The 18,525-nt window shown below is 61.5% G+C and carries 20 protein-coding genes; 8 read left to right on the top strand and 12 right to left on the bottom strand.

All coding sequences use genetic code 11. The annotated features are described in order from the left end of the window. Nucleotides 1–208: 208 nt before the first annotated feature. Both M0814_RS02270 and M0814_RS02265 read left to right on the top strand, forming a co-directional pair. On the top strand, nt 209–1,813 hold the full coding sequence (locus M0814_RS02270; RefSeq protein WP_103484202.1) for a methyl-accepting chemotaxis protein: 1,605 nt from the start codon (nt 209–211) through the stop codon (nt 1,811–1,813). Between the two features lie 112 nt (nt 1,814–1,925). Continuing rightward, nucleotides 1,926–2,126: a hypothetical protein gene (locus M0814_RS02265; RefSeq protein ID WP_003225978.1), complete on the top strand. Its 201-nt coding sequence runs from the start codon at nt 1,926–1,928 to the stop codon at nt 2,124–2,126. A 6-nt stretch (nt 2,127–2,132) separates the two neighbouring features. Here the strand turns inward: M0814_RS02265 and M0814_RS02260 are convergent, their stop codons facing one another. Together M0814_RS02260 and M0814_RS02255 are read right to left on the bottom strand one after the other, a co-directional pair. Continuing rightward, on the bottom strand, nt 2,133–2,369 hold the full coding sequence (locus tag M0814_RS02260; protein ID WP_003225976.1) for a DUF2789 family protein: 237 nt from the start codon (nt 2,367–2,369) through the stop codon (nt 2,133–2,135). A gap of 46 nt (nt 2,370–2,415) precedes the next feature. Continuing rightward, nucleotides 2,416–2,691, bottom strand: a complete 276-nt coding sequence (locus M0814_RS02255) for a hypothetical protein (RefSeq protein ID WP_103484201.1) — start codon at nt 2,689–2,691, stop codon at nt 2,416–2,418. Between the two features lie 423 nt (nt 2,692–3,114). Between M0814_RS02255 and M0814_RS02250 the strand changes: the two genes are divergently transcribed. From M0814_RS02250 to M0814_RS02240, 3 genes are all read left to right on the top strand, one after another. Then, nucleotides 3,115–3,564 (top strand): hypothetical protein, encoded by a 450-nt coding sequence (locus M0814_RS02250; protein WP_051018090.1) that lies wholly within the window; start codon nt 3,115–3,117, stop codon nt 3,562–3,564. Between the two features lie 8 nt (nt 3,565–3,572). Next, nucleotides 3,573–3,770: a hypothetical protein gene (locus M0814_RS02245; protein WP_103484200.1), complete on the top strand. Its 198-nt coding sequence runs from the start codon at nt 3,573–3,575 to the stop codon at nt 3,768–3,770. Between the two features lie 128 nt (nt 3,771–3,898). After that, complete coding sequence (locus M0814_RS02240; RefSeq protein ID WP_003225969.1) at nt 3,899–4,915, top strand: ABC transporter substrate-binding protein; 1,017 nt, start codon at nt 3,899–3,901, stop codon at nt 4,913–4,915. Between the two features lie 138 nt (nt 4,916–5,053). On the opposite strand, the gene M0814_RS02235 is transcribed toward M0814_RS02240, so the two are convergent. Together M0814_RS02235 and M0814_RS02230 are read right to left on the bottom strand one after the other, a co-directional pair. After that, the gene (locus M0814_RS02235) at nt 5,054–7,186 is read right to left on the bottom strand and encodes a TonB-dependent receptor (RefSeq protein ID WP_103484199.1); all 2,133 of its coding nucleotides are present in this window, start codon (nt 7,184–7,186) and stop codon (nt 5,054–5,056) included. A gap of 92 nt (nt 7,187–7,278) precedes the next feature. Next, the gene (locus M0814_RS02230) at nt 7,279–7,668 is read right to left on the bottom strand and encodes a DUF2946 domain-containing protein (protein WP_103484198.1); all 390 of its coding nucleotides are present in this window, start codon (nt 7,666–7,668) and stop codon (nt 7,279–7,281) included. Nucleotides 7,669–7,762: 94 nt separating this feature from the next. Between M0814_RS02230 and M0814_RS02225 the strand changes: the two genes are divergently transcribed. After that, nucleotides 7,763–8,203, top strand: a complete 441-nt coding sequence (locus M0814_RS02225; protein WP_003225962.1) for a DUF3995 domain-containing protein — start codon at nt 7,763–7,765, stop codon at nt 8,201–8,203. Nucleotides 8,204–8,330: 127 nt separating this feature from the next. On the opposite strand, the gene M0814_RS02220 is transcribed toward M0814_RS02225, so the two are convergent. The 7 genes from M0814_RS02220 to M0814_RS02190 form a co-directional block, all read right to left on the bottom strand. Continuing rightward, nucleotides 8,331–8,693 (bottom strand): Na+/H+ antiporter subunit G, encoded by a 363-nt coding sequence (locus M0814_RS02220; RefSeq protein WP_003225960.1) that lies wholly within the window; start codon nt 8,691–8,693, stop codon nt 8,331–8,333. After that, nucleotides 8,690–8,968 carry a K+/H+ antiporter subunit F gene (locus M0814_RS02215; protein ID WP_103484197.1) on the bottom strand — a complete coding sequence of 93 codons (279 nt, stop codon included), beginning with the start codon at nt 8,966–8,968 and terminating at the stop codon, nt 8,690–8,692. The genes M0814_RS02220 and M0814_RS02215 overlap by 4 nt, the downstream gene beginning before the upstream one ends. After that, nucleotides 8,965–9,453: a Na+/H+ antiporter subunit E gene (locus M0814_RS02210; protein ID WP_103484196.1), complete on the bottom strand. Its 489-nt coding sequence runs from the start codon at nt 9,451–9,453 to the stop codon at nt 8,965–8,967. Before M0814_RS02210 ends, M0814_RS02215 begins: the two co-directional genes overlap by 4 nt. Next, nucleotides 9,450–11,129 carry a monovalent cation/H+ antiporter subunit D gene (locus M0814_RS02205; protein ID WP_003225955.1) on the bottom strand — a complete coding sequence of 560 codons (1,680 nt, stop codon included), beginning with the start codon at nt 11,127–11,129 and terminating at the stop codon, nt 9,450–9,452. Before M0814_RS02205 ends, M0814_RS02210 begins: the two co-directional genes overlap by 4 nt. Continuing rightward, complete coding sequence (locus M0814_RS02200) at nt 11,126–11,470, bottom strand: Na+/H+ antiporter subunit C (protein WP_003225953.1); 345 nt, start codon at nt 11,468–11,470, stop codon at nt 11,126–11,128. Before M0814_RS02200 ends, M0814_RS02205 begins: the two co-directional genes overlap by 4 nt. Next, nucleotides 11,470–14,388: a monovalent cation/H+ antiporter subunit A gene (locus M0814_RS02195; protein ID WP_103484195.1), complete on the bottom strand. Its 2,919-nt coding sequence runs from the start codon at nt 14,386–14,388 to the stop codon at nt 11,470–11,472. The genes M0814_RS02200 and M0814_RS02195 overlap by 1 nt, the downstream gene beginning before the upstream one ends. Nucleotides 14,389–14,634: 246 nt before the next feature. Beyond that, nucleotides 14,635–15,570, bottom strand: coding sequence for a DMT family transporter (locus M0814_RS02190; protein WP_103484194.1), 936 nt, complete (start codon nt 15,568–15,570; stop codon nt 14,635–14,637). Nucleotides 15,571–15,655: 85 nt separating this feature from the next. Between M0814_RS02190 and M0814_RS02185 the strand changes: the two genes are divergently transcribed. Both M0814_RS02185 and M0814_RS02180 read left to right on the top strand, forming a co-directional pair. Further along, the gene (locus M0814_RS02185) at nt 15,656–16,219 is read left to right on the top strand and encodes an XRE family transcriptional regulator (protein WP_003225948.1); all 564 of its coding nucleotides are present in this window, start codon (nt 15,656–15,658) and stop codon (nt 16,217–16,219) included. A 1-nt stretch (nt 16,220) separates the two neighbouring features. After that, on the top strand, nt 16,221–17,615 hold the full coding sequence (locus M0814_RS02180; protein WP_103484193.1) for an FAD/NAD(P)-binding protein: 1,395 nt from the start codon (nt 16,221–16,223) through the stop codon (nt 17,613–17,615). Nucleotides 17,616–17,747: 132 nt separating this feature from the next. Here M0814_RS02180 and M0814_RS02175 read toward each other — a convergent pair whose 3' ends face one another. Further along, complete coding sequence (locus tag M0814_RS02175; protein WP_103484192.1) at nt 17,748–18,482, bottom strand: transporter substrate-binding domain-containing protein; 735 nt, start codon at nt 18,480–18,482, stop codon at nt 17,748–17,750. Nucleotides 18,483–18,525: the final 43 nt, after the last annotated feature.

The raw sequence follows: 18,525 nt of genomic DNA, 5'->3' as shown, positions 1-18,525 counted from the left end.
GAATCGGGGGCGCCTGCAAAAGATCGCAGCCTTCGGCAGCTCCTCCACGAGCTGACGGGGCTGCGATCTTTGCATTTTTTCGTCTGCGATATTTCGCGCGCCGTTCCTTTGACCTGCTGCAGACCCCACGACTAACGGACCATGGATAATGGCGTTCTAGTGGCGTTTAATGCAGTCACAACAATGAGAACAAGCGTGGGGTGTTGATATGACGAGAGATGGATCTCTGGTTGGGGCTATGCCCGCACCAGTGCTGTTGCCGAAAAACCGCTGGATCGCTCCGACCCTGCAAAGCATCGCCCTGATGCTGTTGCTCGCCGGCATGACGCTGGGTGGATGGTCGCTGTACATCGGCATGCCGCTGGCGATGCTGATTGTTTGGCTGCCGCGCCTGCGCTCGCGTGCCATTCCCGATGTTGTGCCTGCCGAGACCGGTAGCGCGATTTCCGAACTCACCCGCGATCTTTCCCACACCACCAGTCATAACGCGCTGTCAGCCGCCGGCGTGGCGTTTTCCGTCAAGCAACTGGCGAGCAAACTGGAATCGCAACTCGACGCGGCGGCGCAGATTGTCAGCAACGCCGAAGTGATGATCGCCACCGAACACGCCACCTTACAGCTCAGCCGTGAAGCACTGGAGGCTGCCAGCGAAGCGCATCACAGCAGCGCAGCCGGGCGCACCGAACTGGTGGATTCGATTGCGCGTATGCATCAACTCAGTCAGCGCGCCAATGCCAGCCGTGAGTTGATCGAAGCCCTGAGTCTACGCAGCGATGACATTCAGCGCGTAACCCTGGTGATTCAATCCATCGCCAGCCAGACCAATCTGCTGGCGTTGAACGCGGCGATTGAAGCGGCGCGGGCTGGCGAGCATGGTCGTGGTTTCGCAGTGGTGGCGGATGAGGTGCGTGGTCTGGCGGCCCGGACGGCCTCGGCGACCGGCGAAGTCGGGGAGATGGTCGCCGATATTCAGCAGCGCACGGCGCAAGTGGTGGAGCAGATCCGCGAGCTGTCCAGCGATTTGCAGACCGGTGTCGAACAAGTTGAAATTACCGGCCAGCATTTGGAAAACATCGCGCGGCTGGCGGCCGGCGTGGAAACCCAGGTCGGTGAAATCGCCCGGGGCGCGGAAACTAACCGTGAGCAGCTCGACAGCCTGTTCAAGGCCATTGAGCAGATGCGCAGTGATCTGGCGATCAGCGATCAACAGACCCGGCGCCTGGCCGAGGCCGCCGTACAGATGGAAGGCCAGGCGGAAACCATCAGCGAGCGTCTGGCCGAAGTCGGTCTGGATGACTATCACCAGCGCGTCTATGACCTGGCGCGTGAGGGCGCGAGTCAGATTGCGGCGCGGTTCGAGGCGGATGTCGATCAGGGGCGGATCAGCCTCGATGATCTGTTCGACCGCCAGTATCAACCGATTCCCGGGACGCAACCGGCGAAGTTTCAGACCCGTTTCGATCGCTATACCGATCAAGTGCTGCCGGCGATTCAGGAGCCGTTGCTGCCACGCCACGAGGGCTTGGTGTTCGCCATCGCCTGCACGCAGCAGGGTTATGTGCCGACGCACAACCTGGCGTTCAGTCAGCCGTTGACCGGTGACCCGCAGGTGGACGCGGTGGGCAACCGCACCAAACGCAAGTTCGCCGATCGCACCGGGATTCGCTGCGGCAGCCATCAACAAGCGGTGTTGCTGCAGACTTACACCCGCGATACCGGGGAGCTGATGCATGACCTGTCGGTGCCGATCATGGTCAAGGGGCGGCATTGGGGCGGTCTGCGCCTGGGGTATAAGCCGGAGAGTCCGCGCTGATCGATTGTTACCGCTCGTGCAATGAATCTGTGCACGGGCGTTGCTGTTTCCTCTGCGACGAAGTCACTAACATTGCTATTAGTTAGGTAGCTAATGAAGTCGAGAGGTCAGTATGTGCAGAGTCGATGTCGCAGTGATGATTGGCAGTGGTGTGCCCGCCGGATTGCGTGCGATGGGCCGCAGCGTCTGCTGGGTGGTGTTGCTCAACGGTGAGCGGCGTGGCACCGCGTTCGCCAGTCGCGACGAGGCGGAGGAGTGCAAGGCTGCCTGGCTCGCGCAACTGATGGCCGAGCCTGGCGACAGCCTGCACTGACATGTATTAACGGCCGTCGTGCAGGCGTACGTTCAATTCATCGACCATCACCGCTTCTTCGCCGTCGGCGCGCAGCCATTCCTTCAGAAGCTGCGCCTGTTGCGGCGTCCAGAAGTCGGCATCGATCAACTTGGTGTTGGCGTCCAGCGGATGCGCTTCGATGAAATCGTCGATTGCTCCGTCTTCCGATGGCAGGCCCAGTTGGTCGAACAGGGTTTTCAGATCATATGCTGGCAGTTCCATCGTGTACTCCTTTTGCGTGTGCCGGAATGGCGCTGTCGCTTGCTCTTTATCTGAGGCAGCCGTTGGACAAGAGTTCGATTCGTGATTCAAGCGAGCGGGCGAGGGCGCACGCTTCGTTATGGTCTTCGCGGAAACCTCTTACACGTCCGGTAGACGATTCCCTGATATGAAAGAACGCGTTACCCGCCGGTACTACCTGAAATCGCGGCGCGTAAGCGCTTTGTGCGTAGGGTGCAAGGTCCGGTAAGTCAGCGCCTTGCAGCACGAAAGGTTGATCGATGCCGGGGTTGGAAGGCTCGGCAAAGTGAGTCAGAGTGCACATATGAAGTCCTTTTCATGGGGTAGCCGACGGTTACAGGTCGGTTTGGGTAGTCGGAAGGAGCATCGCTGCTCTAGAATCGCCAGTGCCTGTTGGCGACAGGTGTCTATCTAAAGCAATTTTTTACCGGTGATATGTCGGAAAAAGGCTTTTTTTCGTCAGCTTTTTCCCTAAAGTTTGTAGTCCGTCTTCACTACGCTTAAGTGAGGACTTTTCCTTCAAGGCCTGGCGAACGTCGAGCCAAGTTTCTCGCGTGACTTTCCAGTAGTCTTGCGAACTCGCGATGAATGGGCGTTCTGCTTGTTTCAGGTTTACTGAAGTCATTCGGTAACAGCATCGGCCTGGCCGTTTTTTTTGCCGTGCGCGTTTTGGCGCAGGGTACTTTTCAGATGTGGGGATGTTTCTTTGGCAGTCAGTAATCTCGATATGCATGCTTTGTTCGTGTTGGGTGATTTGCGTGCAAAGCTGGTCAAGCAGTTTCAATCGCGTTTTGTTTACATCACCGAACAGAACGCCGAAGGCATTTATGTGGCCGAGATCGACACCGAAAGTGCGTTGGTAGTCGATGACAAACCGGGGCTCAAGCTCAAGGTCGGCGATCATTTCAGCGCGGCCGTTTTGCCCAGCCGTGAAGGCGGCAAGATGGATATTCGCTTTCGCGAAATCAAACTGACGGTGTATGGCCTGGGCGACTATGCCTTTGTCGATACCGCGGACGGTCACGCGATCCTGTTCAAGGAGGGCCATAGCGTGGTGACGGTGTTTGCCGCGCATCAGCAATTGCAGGAAGGCCTGACCAAGACCCTGAAAGCCGTGACCGGTAAAGCGGCGAAGTGGCGCAAGGGCGAACTGATCACGTTCAAGGCCAGCGAGTGAGCGTTGGTGTGAGTCGCGCCGACTTCCATTCGCAGAACCTTGATCGCGCGCGTGAAGAGGCCTTGCGGCTGTTTCACGCCAAAGCCGAGTTGCAGGGCGCGTGGCTGAACTGGGTGGCAGCGCAGATCTACACCTTGCGGCCAGCGGAATACGCCAGCATGGTCAGACGCGAGCTGCAAAGCTTGCAGGAAAAGTCTGAAACGTAACCTCGTCGGGAACCGGTCCCGGAAAAAGCAGGAACCTCGGCTACAGTCAGTTGACTGAGTATTCAGAGGCTTGCGGTCTTCTGCCAGGCCATCCTGCTATTGCTGAGAACAGCACGAGGTGCAAAAGCATGAAAGGATTTCGACGGTTACTGGCCGCCAGCGTGGTCTCGTTCGGTGTGCTGGCATTGGCGCAACCGGTGACGGCGGCGCAGACGCCCATCCATTTTGCCGACCTGAACTGGGAAAGCGGCAGCCTGATCACCGATGTTCTGCGGATCATCGTCGAGAAGGGCTATGGCCTGCCGACCGATACGCTGCCGGGCACCACCATCACCCTGGAAACCGCCCTGGCCAACAATGACATTCAGGTCATTGGCGAAGAGTGGGCCGGGCGCAGTCCGGTGTGGGTCAAGGCCGAAGCCGAGGGCAAGGTCGCCAGCCTGGGGGATACGGTCAAGGGTGCCACTGAAGGCTGGTGGGTGCCGGAATACGTGATCAAGGGCGATCCGGCCAAGGGCATCAAGCCCATGGCCCCGGACTTGCGCAGTGTCAATGACCTGAAGAAATACAAGGACGTGTTCGCTGATCCCGAGAACCCGAGCAAGGGGCGTTTCCTCAACAGCCCGATTGGCTGGACCTCGGAAGTGGTGAACAAACAGAAGCTGACCGCTTACGGCCTGCAGGATGACTACACCAATTTCCGCAGCGGATCGGGTGCGGCGCTGGACGCCGAAATCACCTCATCGATTCGTCGGGGCAAACCGGTGCTGTTCTATTACTGGTCGCCAACGCCGCTGCTGGGCAAATTCAAACTGGTGCAGTTGGAGGAGCCGCCGTTCGATGCCGAGGCGTGGAAGACGTTGACCGATGCCGACAACCCCAATCCGAAACCGACCCGTTCGCTGGCGTCGAAGCTGTCGATCGGGGTCTCTGCACCGTTCCAGAAAGAGTATCCGCAGATCGCGGCTTTCTTCAGCAAGGTGGATTTACCTATCGAACCGCTGAACAAGGCGCTGGCCGAGATGAGCGAGAAGCACACCGCGCCACGCCAGGCGGCAGAAGCGTTCATGAAGGCGCATCCGGAGGTGTGGCAGGCGTGGGTGCCGAAGGATGTGGCGGAGAAGGTGGCGGCTGATCTGAAGTAGGTGGTGAGTCCGCTGGCCTCTTCGCGAGCAAGCCCGCTCCCACAATTGGAGCGCGTCCTCCTGTGGGAGCAGTCTCACTCCCACAATTGAAACGCGTTCTCCTGTGGGAGCGGGCTTGCTCGCGAAGCTTTTACGCTTTTAAAACTTCGTCTGTACCGCCAATTCAAAGGTACGCGGCGTACCCAGATAGTACGCCGGCGAAACATGCGCAAACTCGGCATACACCTCATTGGTCAGGTTACGCACCCGACCGGTGACGGTGGTGTGCGAGTCGACCTTGTAGCTGAGGAAACTGCCGAACAGCGTGTACGACGGCACGGTCATGGTGTTCGCCGTATCCGCATACACCGACGCCACATACCGTGCATCGACCCCACCTTGCCATTGCGGCGAAAAATCATAAGTCAGCCACAGATTGCCTACCCGATCCGGAACGTTGGTCGGCGTGTTGCCCTTGCGCGACACCACTACGCCGGCGGCATTCTTTTCGGTGAAGTCGTCGTACTGCGCATCGACCCAGGCGAAGTTGCCTTCGGCCAACAGCTTGTCGGTGATCCGCAGGGAACTGGCGATCTCGATGCCTTTCGAGGTTTGCTGACCCACCGGGATGCTGCTGGTCGGGTCCAGCGGATCGGTCACGGCGAAGTCTTTGCGCTCGATGGTGTACGCGGCCACCGTCGCCGAACCACGGCCATTCAGGTAGTCGAACTTGCTGCCGATTTCCCACTGTTTGCCTGTTGAAACATCGAAGTCCTGCGTGCCGTTCGGTTGCTCGGCGGCGGTGCTGTATTGCACGTAGACGTTGGCCGACGGGATGAATTGGTAGGTCAGGCCGACGCGCCCGGTGACCGGCTCCCAACTGCGTTTGAGGTGCTTCGGATTGGCGGCCGTCACGGTGCGATGGTTGGTCACGTCGAGGTCGATGTCGTCGTAACGCAGGCCGCTGAGCAGCGCCAGTTTATCGGTCAGTGCCAGACGGTTTTCCACGAACAGCGCTTTGGTGGTGACCTCGTTGGTCTTGTCGCTGATCAGTGCCGGGTTGGTGCCGGGAATGTCGTAGAAATGCCCCGGACGGTAGTTGTTCGGATCGACCGTGCTCGCGCCTTTGATATTCAGCGGAGAGTTGGTGGTCTGGTTGACCTTGTACTCGAAACCGCCGGACCAGGTGGTGTCGAGGCCGAACAGGGTGTTGTCGTGGCGCAGTTCGAACTGGTTGCCGTTCTGCTCGCCCTGATGCCGTACTTGATAGGCGGTGGAGCGGTTCACCGCGCTGTTGTCGGCGTTGTACTGGTAGGTCTCGAGGTTGCGGTAATCGCGCTGGCTGTCGAGGTGATACAGCGTGTTGCGCAGGGTGGTGCTGTCGTTGATCCGGTAGTCGATGATCGAGCGCACCCAGATCGTGCGCTGTTCGTAGCGCCCGTCCTCGACGTTGTAGTTGTTGAAGCGGTTGTGTTTGTCGATCTTCAACTCGCCGGCCTTGGGGTTGAGCACCGGCGTGCCCCAGTAGGGGCTGTCTTCGTGTTCGTCCTGATATTCCAGGGCCAGGGTGTGCGACAGATCCGGCGTCAGATCGCTGAGCAACGAGAACGCTACGCTCCAGGCATCGCGCTCCTGCCGGTCGATGTAGCCGTTGCTGGTGTTGTGGCTGACATCGAGCCGCGCGTAGTGCTGCACGTCGGCGCTTGGGTCGGTCAGCGCGTGATTGAGGCCGAACGCGGTTTCGGTGGTGTCGTAACTGCCGTAGCTGACGCGACCTTCAGCGGCTTGTTCGTCGCGAGTTGCCAGTTTGGTCACGTAGTTCAGCGAACCACCCACCGAGCCTGCGCCGTTGATCAGTGACGAAGGCCCGCCCACCAGCTCGACCCGATCATAGATCCACGCATCCACCGGCCGGGCGAGACCACCAGAGACGGTGACGCCGTTGAACATCTGGGTGATCTGGCTGCTGGTAAAGCCGCGGTAGGAGACGAATCCGCCAAAGCCTGGCGGTGCGCTGGCATTGACCCCGGGCAGGGTATTGGCGGCGTCCTGGAAGTTTTGTGCGCCGTGGCGTTCGATGTCGTTGCGGTTGGCGACGGCCACCGAGGCCGGCGTGTCGCGCACGCTCAAGCCGAGGCGCGAGGCCATGCCGCTGGATTGATCGAGGCTCAGGCCCGGTTCGCTGGGGGATTCGCCGTCGATGGTGATCGGCGCCAGATCCACGGTGGATTGCGCCCAGGCGTTAAGGGACAGGCAGCCGCACAGGCTCGCCAGCAGAGGAATATGTTTCATCGTTGAATCCTGAATGCTTGTCTAGGAGTCAGCGCACAGGCGAACGCCGCGCGTTGGCGCAGTGGGCTGAACAATCAAAAGGGCGAAGACACTCAGGCGAGCGGTGGGGCGCGAGGGTTGGCCGAAGGCCAGGTGAAGCGGGCAGGGAGGTCGGCGCTGACGATGGGTGCCAGCGGCGGGCTGTGTTGCTCGGGCAGAACCGCGAGGGTCAGGCTGGAGTTGAATGCCGGGCCCATGCCGCCGCCGACCGAGCACAGCGGACAGCCGAACGCCTTGGACAGGGTCGGCAGTTGCTCTTCGGTGGGATTGCTGGCCAGCGGCGCTTGAGTGGCCGGTTCGACCGTACAGAACTGGCCGCCGATACCGTTGAGCTGCATCCCGACCATTTGCCCGTGACCGATGCTGCAGGCGAACACGTTGAACAGGACGCAGCAATAGAGCATCCAGGCCAGCAGTGAGCGATCGGAACGGGTGAATTTCATGGGGCGGCACTTTACCGTACCGCCGATCGGTCGTGCACTTCAAAAAATGCCAACTAGGATGTTTTGTTCAAATCCCTTGAAAGGATTCTCGACCATGACCTTTGTGTTGGCTCAATGGCTGGTGACGATATTTGCAGTGATCGCCCTGGTACATGTGTATTGGGCGCTGGGTGGACAATGGGCGGCGGTGGCGGCGGTACCGCAAGTGCCGGTGCAAGGTCTGGTGGCAACGGTGCGACCGGCGTTCAAACCGTCAGGCTGGATTACCTTGGTGGTGGCGGCAGCATTATTGGCGATTGCCGCGCTGGTGTGCATGCGGGTCGGCTGGGGTATGCCGGCGGTGCACCACAAGGCGTTGCAATGGGTGATCAGTGCGATTGCATTGTTGATGTTTGCCCGGGCGATCGGCGATTCGAATCTGGTGGGGTTTTTCAAAGAGGTGAAGGGTTCGCGGTTTGCGCGGCTGGATACCTGGGTGTATTCGCCGTTGTGTCTGGTGTTGGGGGCGGGGTTGTTGGCGGTGGCCTGGATCTGACCCGGTTCATGGGTTGGCAGTACCGGCCTCTTCGCGAGCAAGCCCGCTCCCACAGGGGAAATGCATTCCAAATGTGGGAGCGGGCTTGCTCGCGAAGAGGCCCGCTCAGACACCATAGGTGTAGAAACTAACTACCACTATCGGTCCTGCGGCTACTCACCTCAGCCGGCACATCATCCCCGGCCATGCGCTTGCGGAACAATGCCGCCCGCGCCAGCAGCAGCGTGGTCACCGGCACAGTGATCGCCAGCAGAATCGGAATCAGCCACGCGTGCAGCACTGGCCCGGACTTGAGCACCGAGAAGCAGATGATCGATGCCAGCGCCACACACCAGGCGCCCAGCGTCGATGCCAGCGCCGGTGGGTGCATGCGCTGGAAGTAATCCTTCATGCGCAGCAATCCGGTCGCACCAATCAGCGCAAACACCCCGCTGAGCACCAGCAGGATCGCCACCGGAATCTCGACCCACAGTGACAATTCAGCATTCATTCGATCACCTCGCCACGCAGCAGGAATTTCGCCAGGGCAAACGAGCCGACGAAGCCGAACAGCGCGATCAGCAGCGCCGCCTCGAAGTAAGTGTCACTGGAATATCGAATGCCCAACGTCAGCACCATCAGCATGGCGACGATGTACAGGTAATCCAGAGCGAGTACCCGATCCTGTGCCGAAGGCCCCTTGAACAGGCGAATCAAGGTCAGGACCATCGCCAGCGAGAATAGAAACAGCGTCAGCAGAATCGCGTTCGACAGCAGCGGGCTCATTCGAAAATCTCCATCAACGGCTGCTCGTAGGCAGTCTTGAAGTGGTGGATGAAGTGCGCCTCGTCATCCAGATCCCAAACGTGCAGCAGCAGGATGCTGCGATCCAGCGCCAGCTCCGACCACACGGTGCCGGGCACCACGGTGCAGATCATCGCCAGAGCGGCCAGACCGTGGGCGTCGCGCAGGTCCAGCGGCACTTTGACGAAGCGCGAACGCGGCGGTCGGCGACCGGCGTTGAGCACGCCCCAGGCGACGATCAGGTTGGATAGGATCACGTCACGACCGACCAGCAGGAACAGGCGCAGGATCGTCAGCGGGCGGCGAATGCGTACCTGTTTCGGACGCAGCTTGCGCATCATCAGCGGTGCCGCGAACCCCAGTATTGCACCGAGCAGCAGATTGCCCGGGCTGACAGACAGGTTCAGCGTGAGCCACAAGGCCCACAGTGCCAGTGAAAGCCACGGCGCGGGACATACTCGCTTCATGGTTGCACCTCCAGCATCGCCGCCTTGGCTTCAGGGCTTGGCACGGCGCGAGTGCCGAGCACCGCCATCACGTATTGCTGCGGATTGTTCAAGGCGTCGGCGGTGGCCTGGGTGTAGCGCAGCAATGGCTCGGCCTTGAAGGTCAGTGCAATGCTCAGCCCCAGCAACAGGAAGATCGGCGCACATTCAAGCTTGCGCAGCAGCGGCGAAGGGCGCTCTTCGGGTGTCCAGAAACGCTGGATACCCATACGGGCGAATGCCATCAGTGAGGCCAGTCCGGAGAGGATCAGCAGCGCCAGCAACGCCCATGCGGCATTCGAGATTGGAGCATCAGTTCCCAGCCCCAACGGATTGAGCAGAGCACCGATCAGGTTGAGCTTGCCGATGAACCCGGACAGCGGCGGCATGCCGATGATCAACAGCGCGCAGGCAATGAAGCTCAAACCGAGAAACGCCATGGTCCACGGAATGACCTGACCGACCACCGCTTTCTGTTCGTCGTCGAGGTTGATGCCCTTGGGCGGTTGCAAGGATTCCTGCGGACGTGGCAACAACTCGTTTTCGTCCTCCAGCGGGATTTCATTGGCCGAACGTGAACGCTCAATCAGTTCGGCCAACAGGAACAGTGCGCTCAGGGCCAGGGTCGAGCTGACCAGATAGAACAGCGCTGCGCCGATCAGGTTCGGCTGGGCGAAACCTACCGCCGACAGGAGAATCCCCGCCGACACCAGAATGCTCAGGCTGGCCATGCGCTCCAGACGTTGCGCGGCCAGAATCGCCAGCGCCGCGCAGGCCATGGTCGCCATGCCGCCGTAGATCAGCCAGTCACCACCGAAGAATGCCGAGGCCCCGGCTTGCCCGGAGAACAGCAGCGTCCACAGGCGCAGCAGGGTGTAGACGCCGACCTTGGTCATGATCGCGAACATCGCCGCCACCGGTGCGCTCGCCGAGGAGTAGGCCGGCACCAGCCAGAAGTTCAGCGGCCACATACCAGCCTTGGCCAGGAACGCCACGGCGAGAATCCCCGCGCCGGCGTGCAGCAAGCCACGGTCGGCTTCCGGCACCAGTGGAATCTTCAGCGCCAGATCGGCCATGTTCAGGGTGCCGGTGACGCCATAGATCAGCGCCGCGCCAATCAGGAACAGCGACGAGGCCAGCAGGTTGATCGAGATGTAATGCAGCCCCGACGACACCCGCGCCCGACCCGAGCCGTGCAGCAACAGGCCATAGGAGGCGGCGAGCAGCACTTCGAAGAACACGAACAGGTTGAACAGGTCGGCGGTGAGGAACGCGCCGTACAGGCCCATCAGTTGAATCTGGAACAGCGCGTGGAAGCTCGACCCCGCGCCGTCCCAGCGCGCCATGGCAAACAGCAGGGCGCTGACGCCGATGATGCCGGTCAGCACCAGCATCAACGCCGAGAGGCGATCGACCACCAGCACGATGCCGAACGGCGCTTGCCAGTTGCCCGGCAGGTACACGCCGATGGAACCGGGCACACCGGTGGTTTGCGTCCACTGCAGCAGCATCACCGAAATGAACAGGCCGACGAGGCTGGAGAACAGATTGATTTTCGCCTTCAGCGGGCGGTGCTTTTCGCCGAGCATCAACATGATGGCGGCGGTCAGCAGCGGCAGCAGGATCGGTGCGGCGATCAGGTGAGTCATCGCCATCATTCCTTGGGCTCCCGGCCGTCGACATGGTCGGTGCCGGTCAGGCCCCGCGACGCCAGCAACACCACCAGGAACAGCGCGGTCATGGCGAAGCTGATGACGATTGCCGTCAGCACCAAGGCCTGCGGCAGCGGATCGGTGTAGTGCAGCAGGTCCTGGGTCACGCCGTCCTTGATCACCGGCTCTTTACCGATGAACAGGCTGCCCATGCTGAAGATGAACAGGTTGACCGCGTAGGACAACAGGCACAGGCCCATGACCACCTGGAATGTCCGTGGCCGCAACACCAGCCAGACACCGGACGCGGCGAGTACGCCGATGGCGATTGCGATGACTTCTTCCATCAGACGGCTCCTTTGCTGGCGACGGACTTGGGCAGCGACGCGGTCTTGTGACCACGCACCGATTGGTGGGCGAGAGCGGTCAGAATCAGCAGCGTCGAGCCGACCACCACGGCGTACACGCCGATATCGAAGAACAGCGCACTGGCGATATGGATCTCGCCCAGCAGTGGCAATGCGAAATGCCAGGTGTGGGTGGTCAGGAACGGATAGCCGACCGCCATCGCCCCGAGACCGGTGGCGGTGGCAAACAGCAGGCCGGTGCCCATCCAGCGCAGCGGTCGCAGGCTCATTTGCGCCTCGACCCACTGGGTGCCAGCGACCATGTATTGCAGGATGAACGCCACTGACATCACCAATCCGGCGACGAAACCGCCGCCCGGCTGGTTGTGGCCGCGCATGAACAGGTAGAACGACACCACCAGCGCAATCGGCAGCAGCAGGCGCACCAGCACCGCCGGCACCATCATGAACCCGAGTGCGGTGTCGCTGGCTGTACGCGGGTTGACCAGATCGGTGACCACGTCCGGCGCGAGCAAGCGTTGCTGGGCCGGCAATTGCAGGCTTTCTTTCGGCGGTCGGAAGCGGCGTAGCAGGGCGAACACGGTCAGCGCCACGGCCACCAGCACGGTGATTTCACCGAGGGTGTCGAAGCCACGGAAGTCCACCAGCATCACGTTGACCACGTTGCTGCCACCGCCCTCGGGCATGGCACGGCTGAGGTAAAACGAGGAAATGTCGTTGGGCGTCTGCCGCGTCAGCATGGCGTAGGACAGCAGTGCCATGCCGGCGCCGACGGCGATCGACAGCAGCAAGTCGCGCAAGCGGCGCACCCGGGCCTTGCGCAGGCTCGATGGCAGTGGCGAGACTTCCTCGATGCGTCGTGGCAGCCAGCGCAGGCCGAGCAGGATCAGCACCGTGGTCACCACTTCGACCGCCAGTTGCGTCAGGGCCAGATCCGGCGCCGAGAACCAGACGAAGGTCACGCAGGTCATCAGCCCGCAGACGCTGACCATGGTCAGGGCGGCGAGACGGTGATACTTGGCCTGCCATGCCGCGCCGAGGGCGCAGGCAATCGCCAGCAGCCACAGGGTGACGAACACGATGGAGCCCGGAATCTTCGGCCGGTCGCCCCAGCTCAGGCTGCTGTGCAACATCGGGATCAGCCCGGCGAGCACCGCCGCCAGGACCATCAGGAACAATTGCATCTGCAGGCGCCGGGTGCCGAGTCGGCGTTCTACCCGACGGGCCATGCGCATCATGATCACCAGACTGCGCTCGAACAGGCGCTTGCCGTTGAAACGGCCCACCAGCGGCGGGTATTTGAAGCGGCCACGCTTGAGCTGGTTGCGCAACAGCAGATAGACCACGATGCCGCCGGACATGGCGATCAGGCTCATGATCATCGGTGCATTCAGACCGTGCCAGATCGCCAGGCTGTACTCCGGCAGCGTGCCGCCCACCACCGGCAGTGCGGCGGCCGCGAGCAGCGGCCCGACCACTTGCGCCGGGAAGATCCCGACGACCAGACAGGTGAACACCAGCAACTCCACCGGCGCACGCATCCAGCGCGGCGGTTCGTGCGGAGTGTGCGGCAGGTCGGTAGCCGTCGGGCCGAAGAACACATCGACGGTGAAGCGCAGCGAGTAGACGACGCTGAATGTGCCAGCGATGGTCGCGACAATCGGCAGTGCTGCTTCGACCCACGCGGTTGCGTTGATGAACACGGTTTCGGCGAAGAACATTTCTTTCGAGAGGAAACCGTTGAGCAACGGCACGCCGGCCATCGATGCACTGGCAACCATCGCCAACGTGGCGGTGAACGGAATCAGTTTGATCAGGCCGCTGAGTTTGCGGATGTCACGGGTGCCGCTCTCGTGGTCGATGATCCCGGCGGCCATGAACAGCGAAGCCTTGAAGGTCGCGTGATTGAGGATGTGGAACACCGCCGCGACCGCTGCCAGTGGGCTGTTCAGACCCAACAGCAAGGTGATCAGGCCCAGATGGCTGATGGTCGAGTAGGCCAGCAGGCCCTTGAGGTCGTTCTGGAACATTGCGCAGTAGGCGCCGAGCAACAACGTACACGCACCGGCGCCGCTGACAATGTAGAACCACTCTTCACTGCCGGACAGCGACGGCCACAGGCGCGCGAGCAGGAACACTCCGGCCTTGACCATGGTCGCCGAGTGCAGATAAGCCGAAACCGGGGTGGGCGCCGCCATCGCGTGCGGCAGCCAGAAATGGAAGGGGAACTGGGCGCTTTTGCTGAGGGCGCCAATGAGGATGAGGGGAAGCAGAACAGGGTAGAGGGCATGTGCGCGAATCAGATCGCCGGCGGCCAGGACCTTGTCCAGGTCATAGCTGCCGACGACATGGCCGAGGATCATGACCCCCGCCAGCAGGCACAATCCTCCCGCACCGGTGACCATCAGTGCCATATAGGCGCCACGCCGGGCGTCAGAGCGGTGGTGCCAGTAGCCGATCAACAGGAATGAGAAGAGGCTGGTCAGCTCCCAGAAGAACACGATCTGGATCAGGTTGCCGGAGATCACCAGCCCGAGCATGGCGCCCATGAACGCCAGGAAGAAGGCGAAGAAGCGCGGCACCGGGTCGTCCGGTGACATGTAATAACGCGCATATAAAGAGACGAGTGCGCCGATGCCCAGCACCAGCAGCGAGAACAGCCAGGCGAAGCCGTCCATGCGCAGGACGAAGTTCAAACCGAGGCTGGGCAGCCAAATGAACTCTTCGCGAATCACCCCGCCGTGGGCGATTTGCGGGTACAACAGCGCGACCTGCACGGTGCCGATCAAAGCGACCAGACCTGCCAACAGGGATTCGGTATTACGCGCGTTGTGTGGCAGCACCGCTGCCAGACAGCTGCCAATGAATGGCAGAAGCAGTAGAACTATCAGGGACATAGGCTTCTAATCTGCGGAAGTTTGTGAAGCATCATACGTGCCAGCTCCCTGATTACCAAACCCGAGGATGTCTCAGAATCCTACAAAGTAGTCTGGAATTTTCTGTTTGGCATTGTTTCAGGGACGTGGATGTTGGCGCTGATGGCCCTTTCGCGAGCAAGCCCGCTCCCACATTTGAAATACATTCCAAGGTGGGAGCGGGCTTGCTCGCGAAAGCGATAGGGCAGACGCTAAAAATATCGAGGATCAGCCCTGGGTTTCCCGCTCCAGCTCAGCGTCTACTTCGACAACCTTACCCTTGGTCTTCAGCTCACTGACAATCACCGCCGCGACAATCAACCCCGCGCCAACCAAGGCAATCGCCGGCAAGCGCTCCCCGGCGATTCGCCCGACGATCCCGGCCCACACCGGCTCACCGGCATAGATCAACGTCGCCCGGGTCGGCGAAACACTCTTCTGCGCCCAGTTCATCGCAACCTGAATCGCCGCACTCGCTGCGCCGAGGCCCAGTGCGGTCACCAGCAAGGTCCAGGAAAAATCCGGAAGCGCTTCGCCGGTCGGCACCACCAGCAGGAACGACAGCACAGAGGTCACCGCCAGCTGCACCACGGTCACCCGGCGCACGTCGACCTGACCGGCGTAGGTACTGATCAGAATGATCTCGGCGGCAATCGCGATGGCGCTGATCAGCGTGGCGATTTCGCCGGGGCTGAAATTCAGCGAAGCCCCGGACGGACCGGACAACAGCATCAACCCGGTAAACGCCAGCATGATGCCGATGCTTGGCATCAACCCCGGACGACGGCCCAGCACCAGCCATTGCAGCAACGGCACGAAGGGCACGTACAGCGCGGTGATGAATGCCGACTGGCTGCTCGGGATCGTTTGCAGGCCAACCGTCTGCAAGCCGTAACCGAGCATGATCGCCACGCCGATGAAGGCGCCGGCCTTGAGCTCGAACAGGGTCAGTTCACGCAAGTGACGCCAGGAGAACAGCGCGACAATGGCGGCCGCAGCGGCAAAGCGCAGGCCGACGAAGAACATCGGGCCGCTGACGGTCATGGCGTGTTGCACCAGCAGGAACGTGCCGCCCCAGACCATGGTGATCAGCACCAGCACGCACTCGGCCTTGCTGAAGCGGGAGAAGCGTATAGGGGTGGAGGAACCGTTCACTGACGTCATGACCTTGCGCACTATAAAAGGCAGGACGCACAATGCGCCCAACGTTGCGCAGTATACTGCCCAACCCCACCGAGTGAGCAATATAGTGCACAAAGATTCCAGCCAACGGGCGTCCGTCCTGCAACACGTCAGTCATAACGTCCGGCGCCTGCGCCACGCTGCCGACATGAGCCAGACCGCGCTGGCGGAAAAGTCCGGCGTCAGTCGGCGCATGCTGGTGGCGATCGAGGCCGGGGAAAAGAATGTCAGCCTGACCACCCTCGACCGGGTCGCCGAAGCGCTCGACGTGGCCTTCAGCGACCTGATCCAGGCCCCCGACGCGCGCGATACCAGCCGCATCAACGAGGTGGCGTGGGCTGGAGTGATTCCCGGCAGCAAAGCGGTGTTGTTGTCCAAGGCGACCGCTACCCGTGAAGTCGAGCAGTGGGAATGGTGCCTGCAACCGGGCGAGGTCTATCCCTCGCAACCAGACGCCGATGGCTGGAGCGAACAGATTTACGTGTTCGAAGGTTGCTTGACGTTAACGGTTGGCGACGTGGCCAACACCATTTCCGCCGGTGAGTTTTTCATGTTTGCCAGCAACCAGCCGCACGGCTATCGCAATGACGGAGCGGTCGCGGTGCGGTTTGTGCGCAATGTGGTGATTTGAAATGAATCAGAACGCAGACATCCTGATTATCGGCGGAGGCCTCAGCGGCACGATGCTGGCCGTGCAATTGCTGCGTCTGCCCGGCCAACGCCAGATCCTGATCATCGAGCCACGCGCTGAACTTGGGCGCGGTGAAGCTTACAGCGCGGTCGAACTGGGGCATACGCTCAACGGCAATGCGGCGCGCATGAGTGTCGACCCGGACAACCCCGATGATCTGACTCAATGGCTGACCGCGCACATTGCCGCTGGCGGCTGGCCGCAATCTGCCGAGCAGAACGTGCCGATCAGTGAGCTGTTCCCGCCACGTGGCTTGTTTGGCGTCTATGTGCAGCAGCGCCTGGCCGAAGCGCGGGTCGTTGGTGCGCAGCACGGTTCGACGGTCGAGCACATCTGCGCCGAAGTCGTCGATGTGCAAACCGATGCCGACTCTGTGCAACTGAGCTTGAGCAATGGGCAGACGCTGCGCGGTGCTCGCGCCGTGCTCGCCACGGGCATGTTCCCCGCCGCTCGCACGCCGCAGAAACAATCCAGCGGCCTGAATGCCGCAGCGCTTGATCCGTGGGATGTTGCGGCCATGCGCCAGCTCGATCCGCAATCGACCGTGCTGATCATCGGCTCCGGCCTGACCATGGTTGATGCGGTGGTTTCGCTGGAGCAGGCCGGGCATCGCGGGCCGATCGAAGTGTTTTCCCGTCACGGACTGTTGCCCCATGCGCGGCGTCAACCGCCGGCGTGGGTGGACTTCCTCGCCGAGGATCAGAGCATTCGCACGCCGCGACAGTTGTTGCGCGAGCTACGTCGGCATTGCCGCGAGGCGATCGCTCAGGGCATCGACTGGCAGGCGCCGCTGGACACGGTGCGGGCGCACATCGGACGGCTGTGGAGTCAGGCGACTGACGTGCAGCGTCGACAATTCGTACGCCATGTACGGCCGTGGTGGGAGAGCCATCATCACCGTTCGCCGCCGTTGAGTGCGGCATTGGTGGAGCGCTTGCACAACGAGGGGCGGTTGCGGATTCAGGCGGCGTCGTTCAAGGGGCTTGAGCCGGTGGCGGGCGAGGGTGTGAGTATTCGGATTCGGCGTCGGTGCGAAGCGGAAACCTGTGTGGTACAGGGGGCAGCGCTGATCAATTCCAGCGGCATCGAGTACGATTGGCGCCGCGTCGCGCGACCGCTGCCGCAGCAGTTGCTGGCGCGCGGGCTGGTGCGCCCAGGGCCGTTGGCGTTGGGGATTGCGGCGGCGGTGGACGGTGCGGTGCTGGACGCTGAAGGGCAGGCCGGCAGCCGATTGTTCGCGATGGGGCCACCGTTGCGCGGGATGTGGTGGGAGAGCACGGCGGTGACGGATGTGGCATTGCAGGCGAAGGCGTTGGCGGCGCGGCTGGTGGAATGAAAGCAGACCGGCTGCACAGATCCCTGTAGGAGTGAGCCTGATCGCGATAGCGGTGGGTCTGTCACCTCATTGCTGAAGGGGCTGACGCTATCGCGAGCAGGCTCACTCCTACAGTTGAACGGGGCAGCTCAGTCATCTCGGCAGTGCATTCATCAGCCAGCGCTGGCGAATCTGTTCCATTCGCCCATCGGCGCGCAAGGTTTCCAGTGCCTGCTGCCAGCGTTGCACCTGACCCGGATCGGTCTGCAGCGAAAAGGCAATGTAGGTGTCCTGTTTCATCAGCGGAATCTGATACTGCAAGCGTCCCGGTTCCATGCCTTGGGTGCGGGCCAGCGCGGCGGTGGAGAGTGTGTCGGAGACCACGAAATCGGTTCGGCCAAGGCTGAACAGCCGCATCATCTGTTCCGGGGTTTCGACGCCGTCGAGGTTCTTCAGGTTCTGCTGTTGCAGGTAGCTGTAGATCAGCCATTTGCGCGGCACGCTGATACGACCGGCCTGATCCGCCTGCTGCAGGGTTTTTACCGGCGGCTGGTTGTTGGCATGGGCATACAGCGCGGTTTCGACTTCAATCAGCGGCCCGACCCATTGATAGCGGTCATCGCGCTCGTCGGTACGCAGGACGGTGAAGACGCCGGTGTTGGGTGTTTCGCTGGCGGTGCGCAGGGCGCGCAGCAACGGCACTTGTTGCAGATCGATCCGGTCGCCGGTCTGTTCGGCCAGCGCGCGCACCACATCCACGCCGTAGCCCACCAGTTGATCGCCTTGCTGGAAATGCAGGGGCGGGTGGTTGTCGGTGAGCAGTTGCAGATCGGCCGCATCGGCCGCCAGGGCCAGGAGTGACAGCAGACACGCGGCAATCCGTTTCATGAATCGTCCCTGAAAAATTGATCGCGAAGCTTAGTACGGGCCG

The sequence above is a fragment of the Pseudomonas sp. MWU12-2020 genome, from assembly GCF_023100605.1.
Classification (GTDB): domain Bacteria; phylum Pseudomonadota; class Gammaproteobacteria; order Pseudomonadales; family Pseudomonadaceae; genus Aquipseudomonas; species Aquipseudomonas fluorescens_H.
This window is presented reverse-complemented; position numbering and strand designations above follow the sequence as displayed.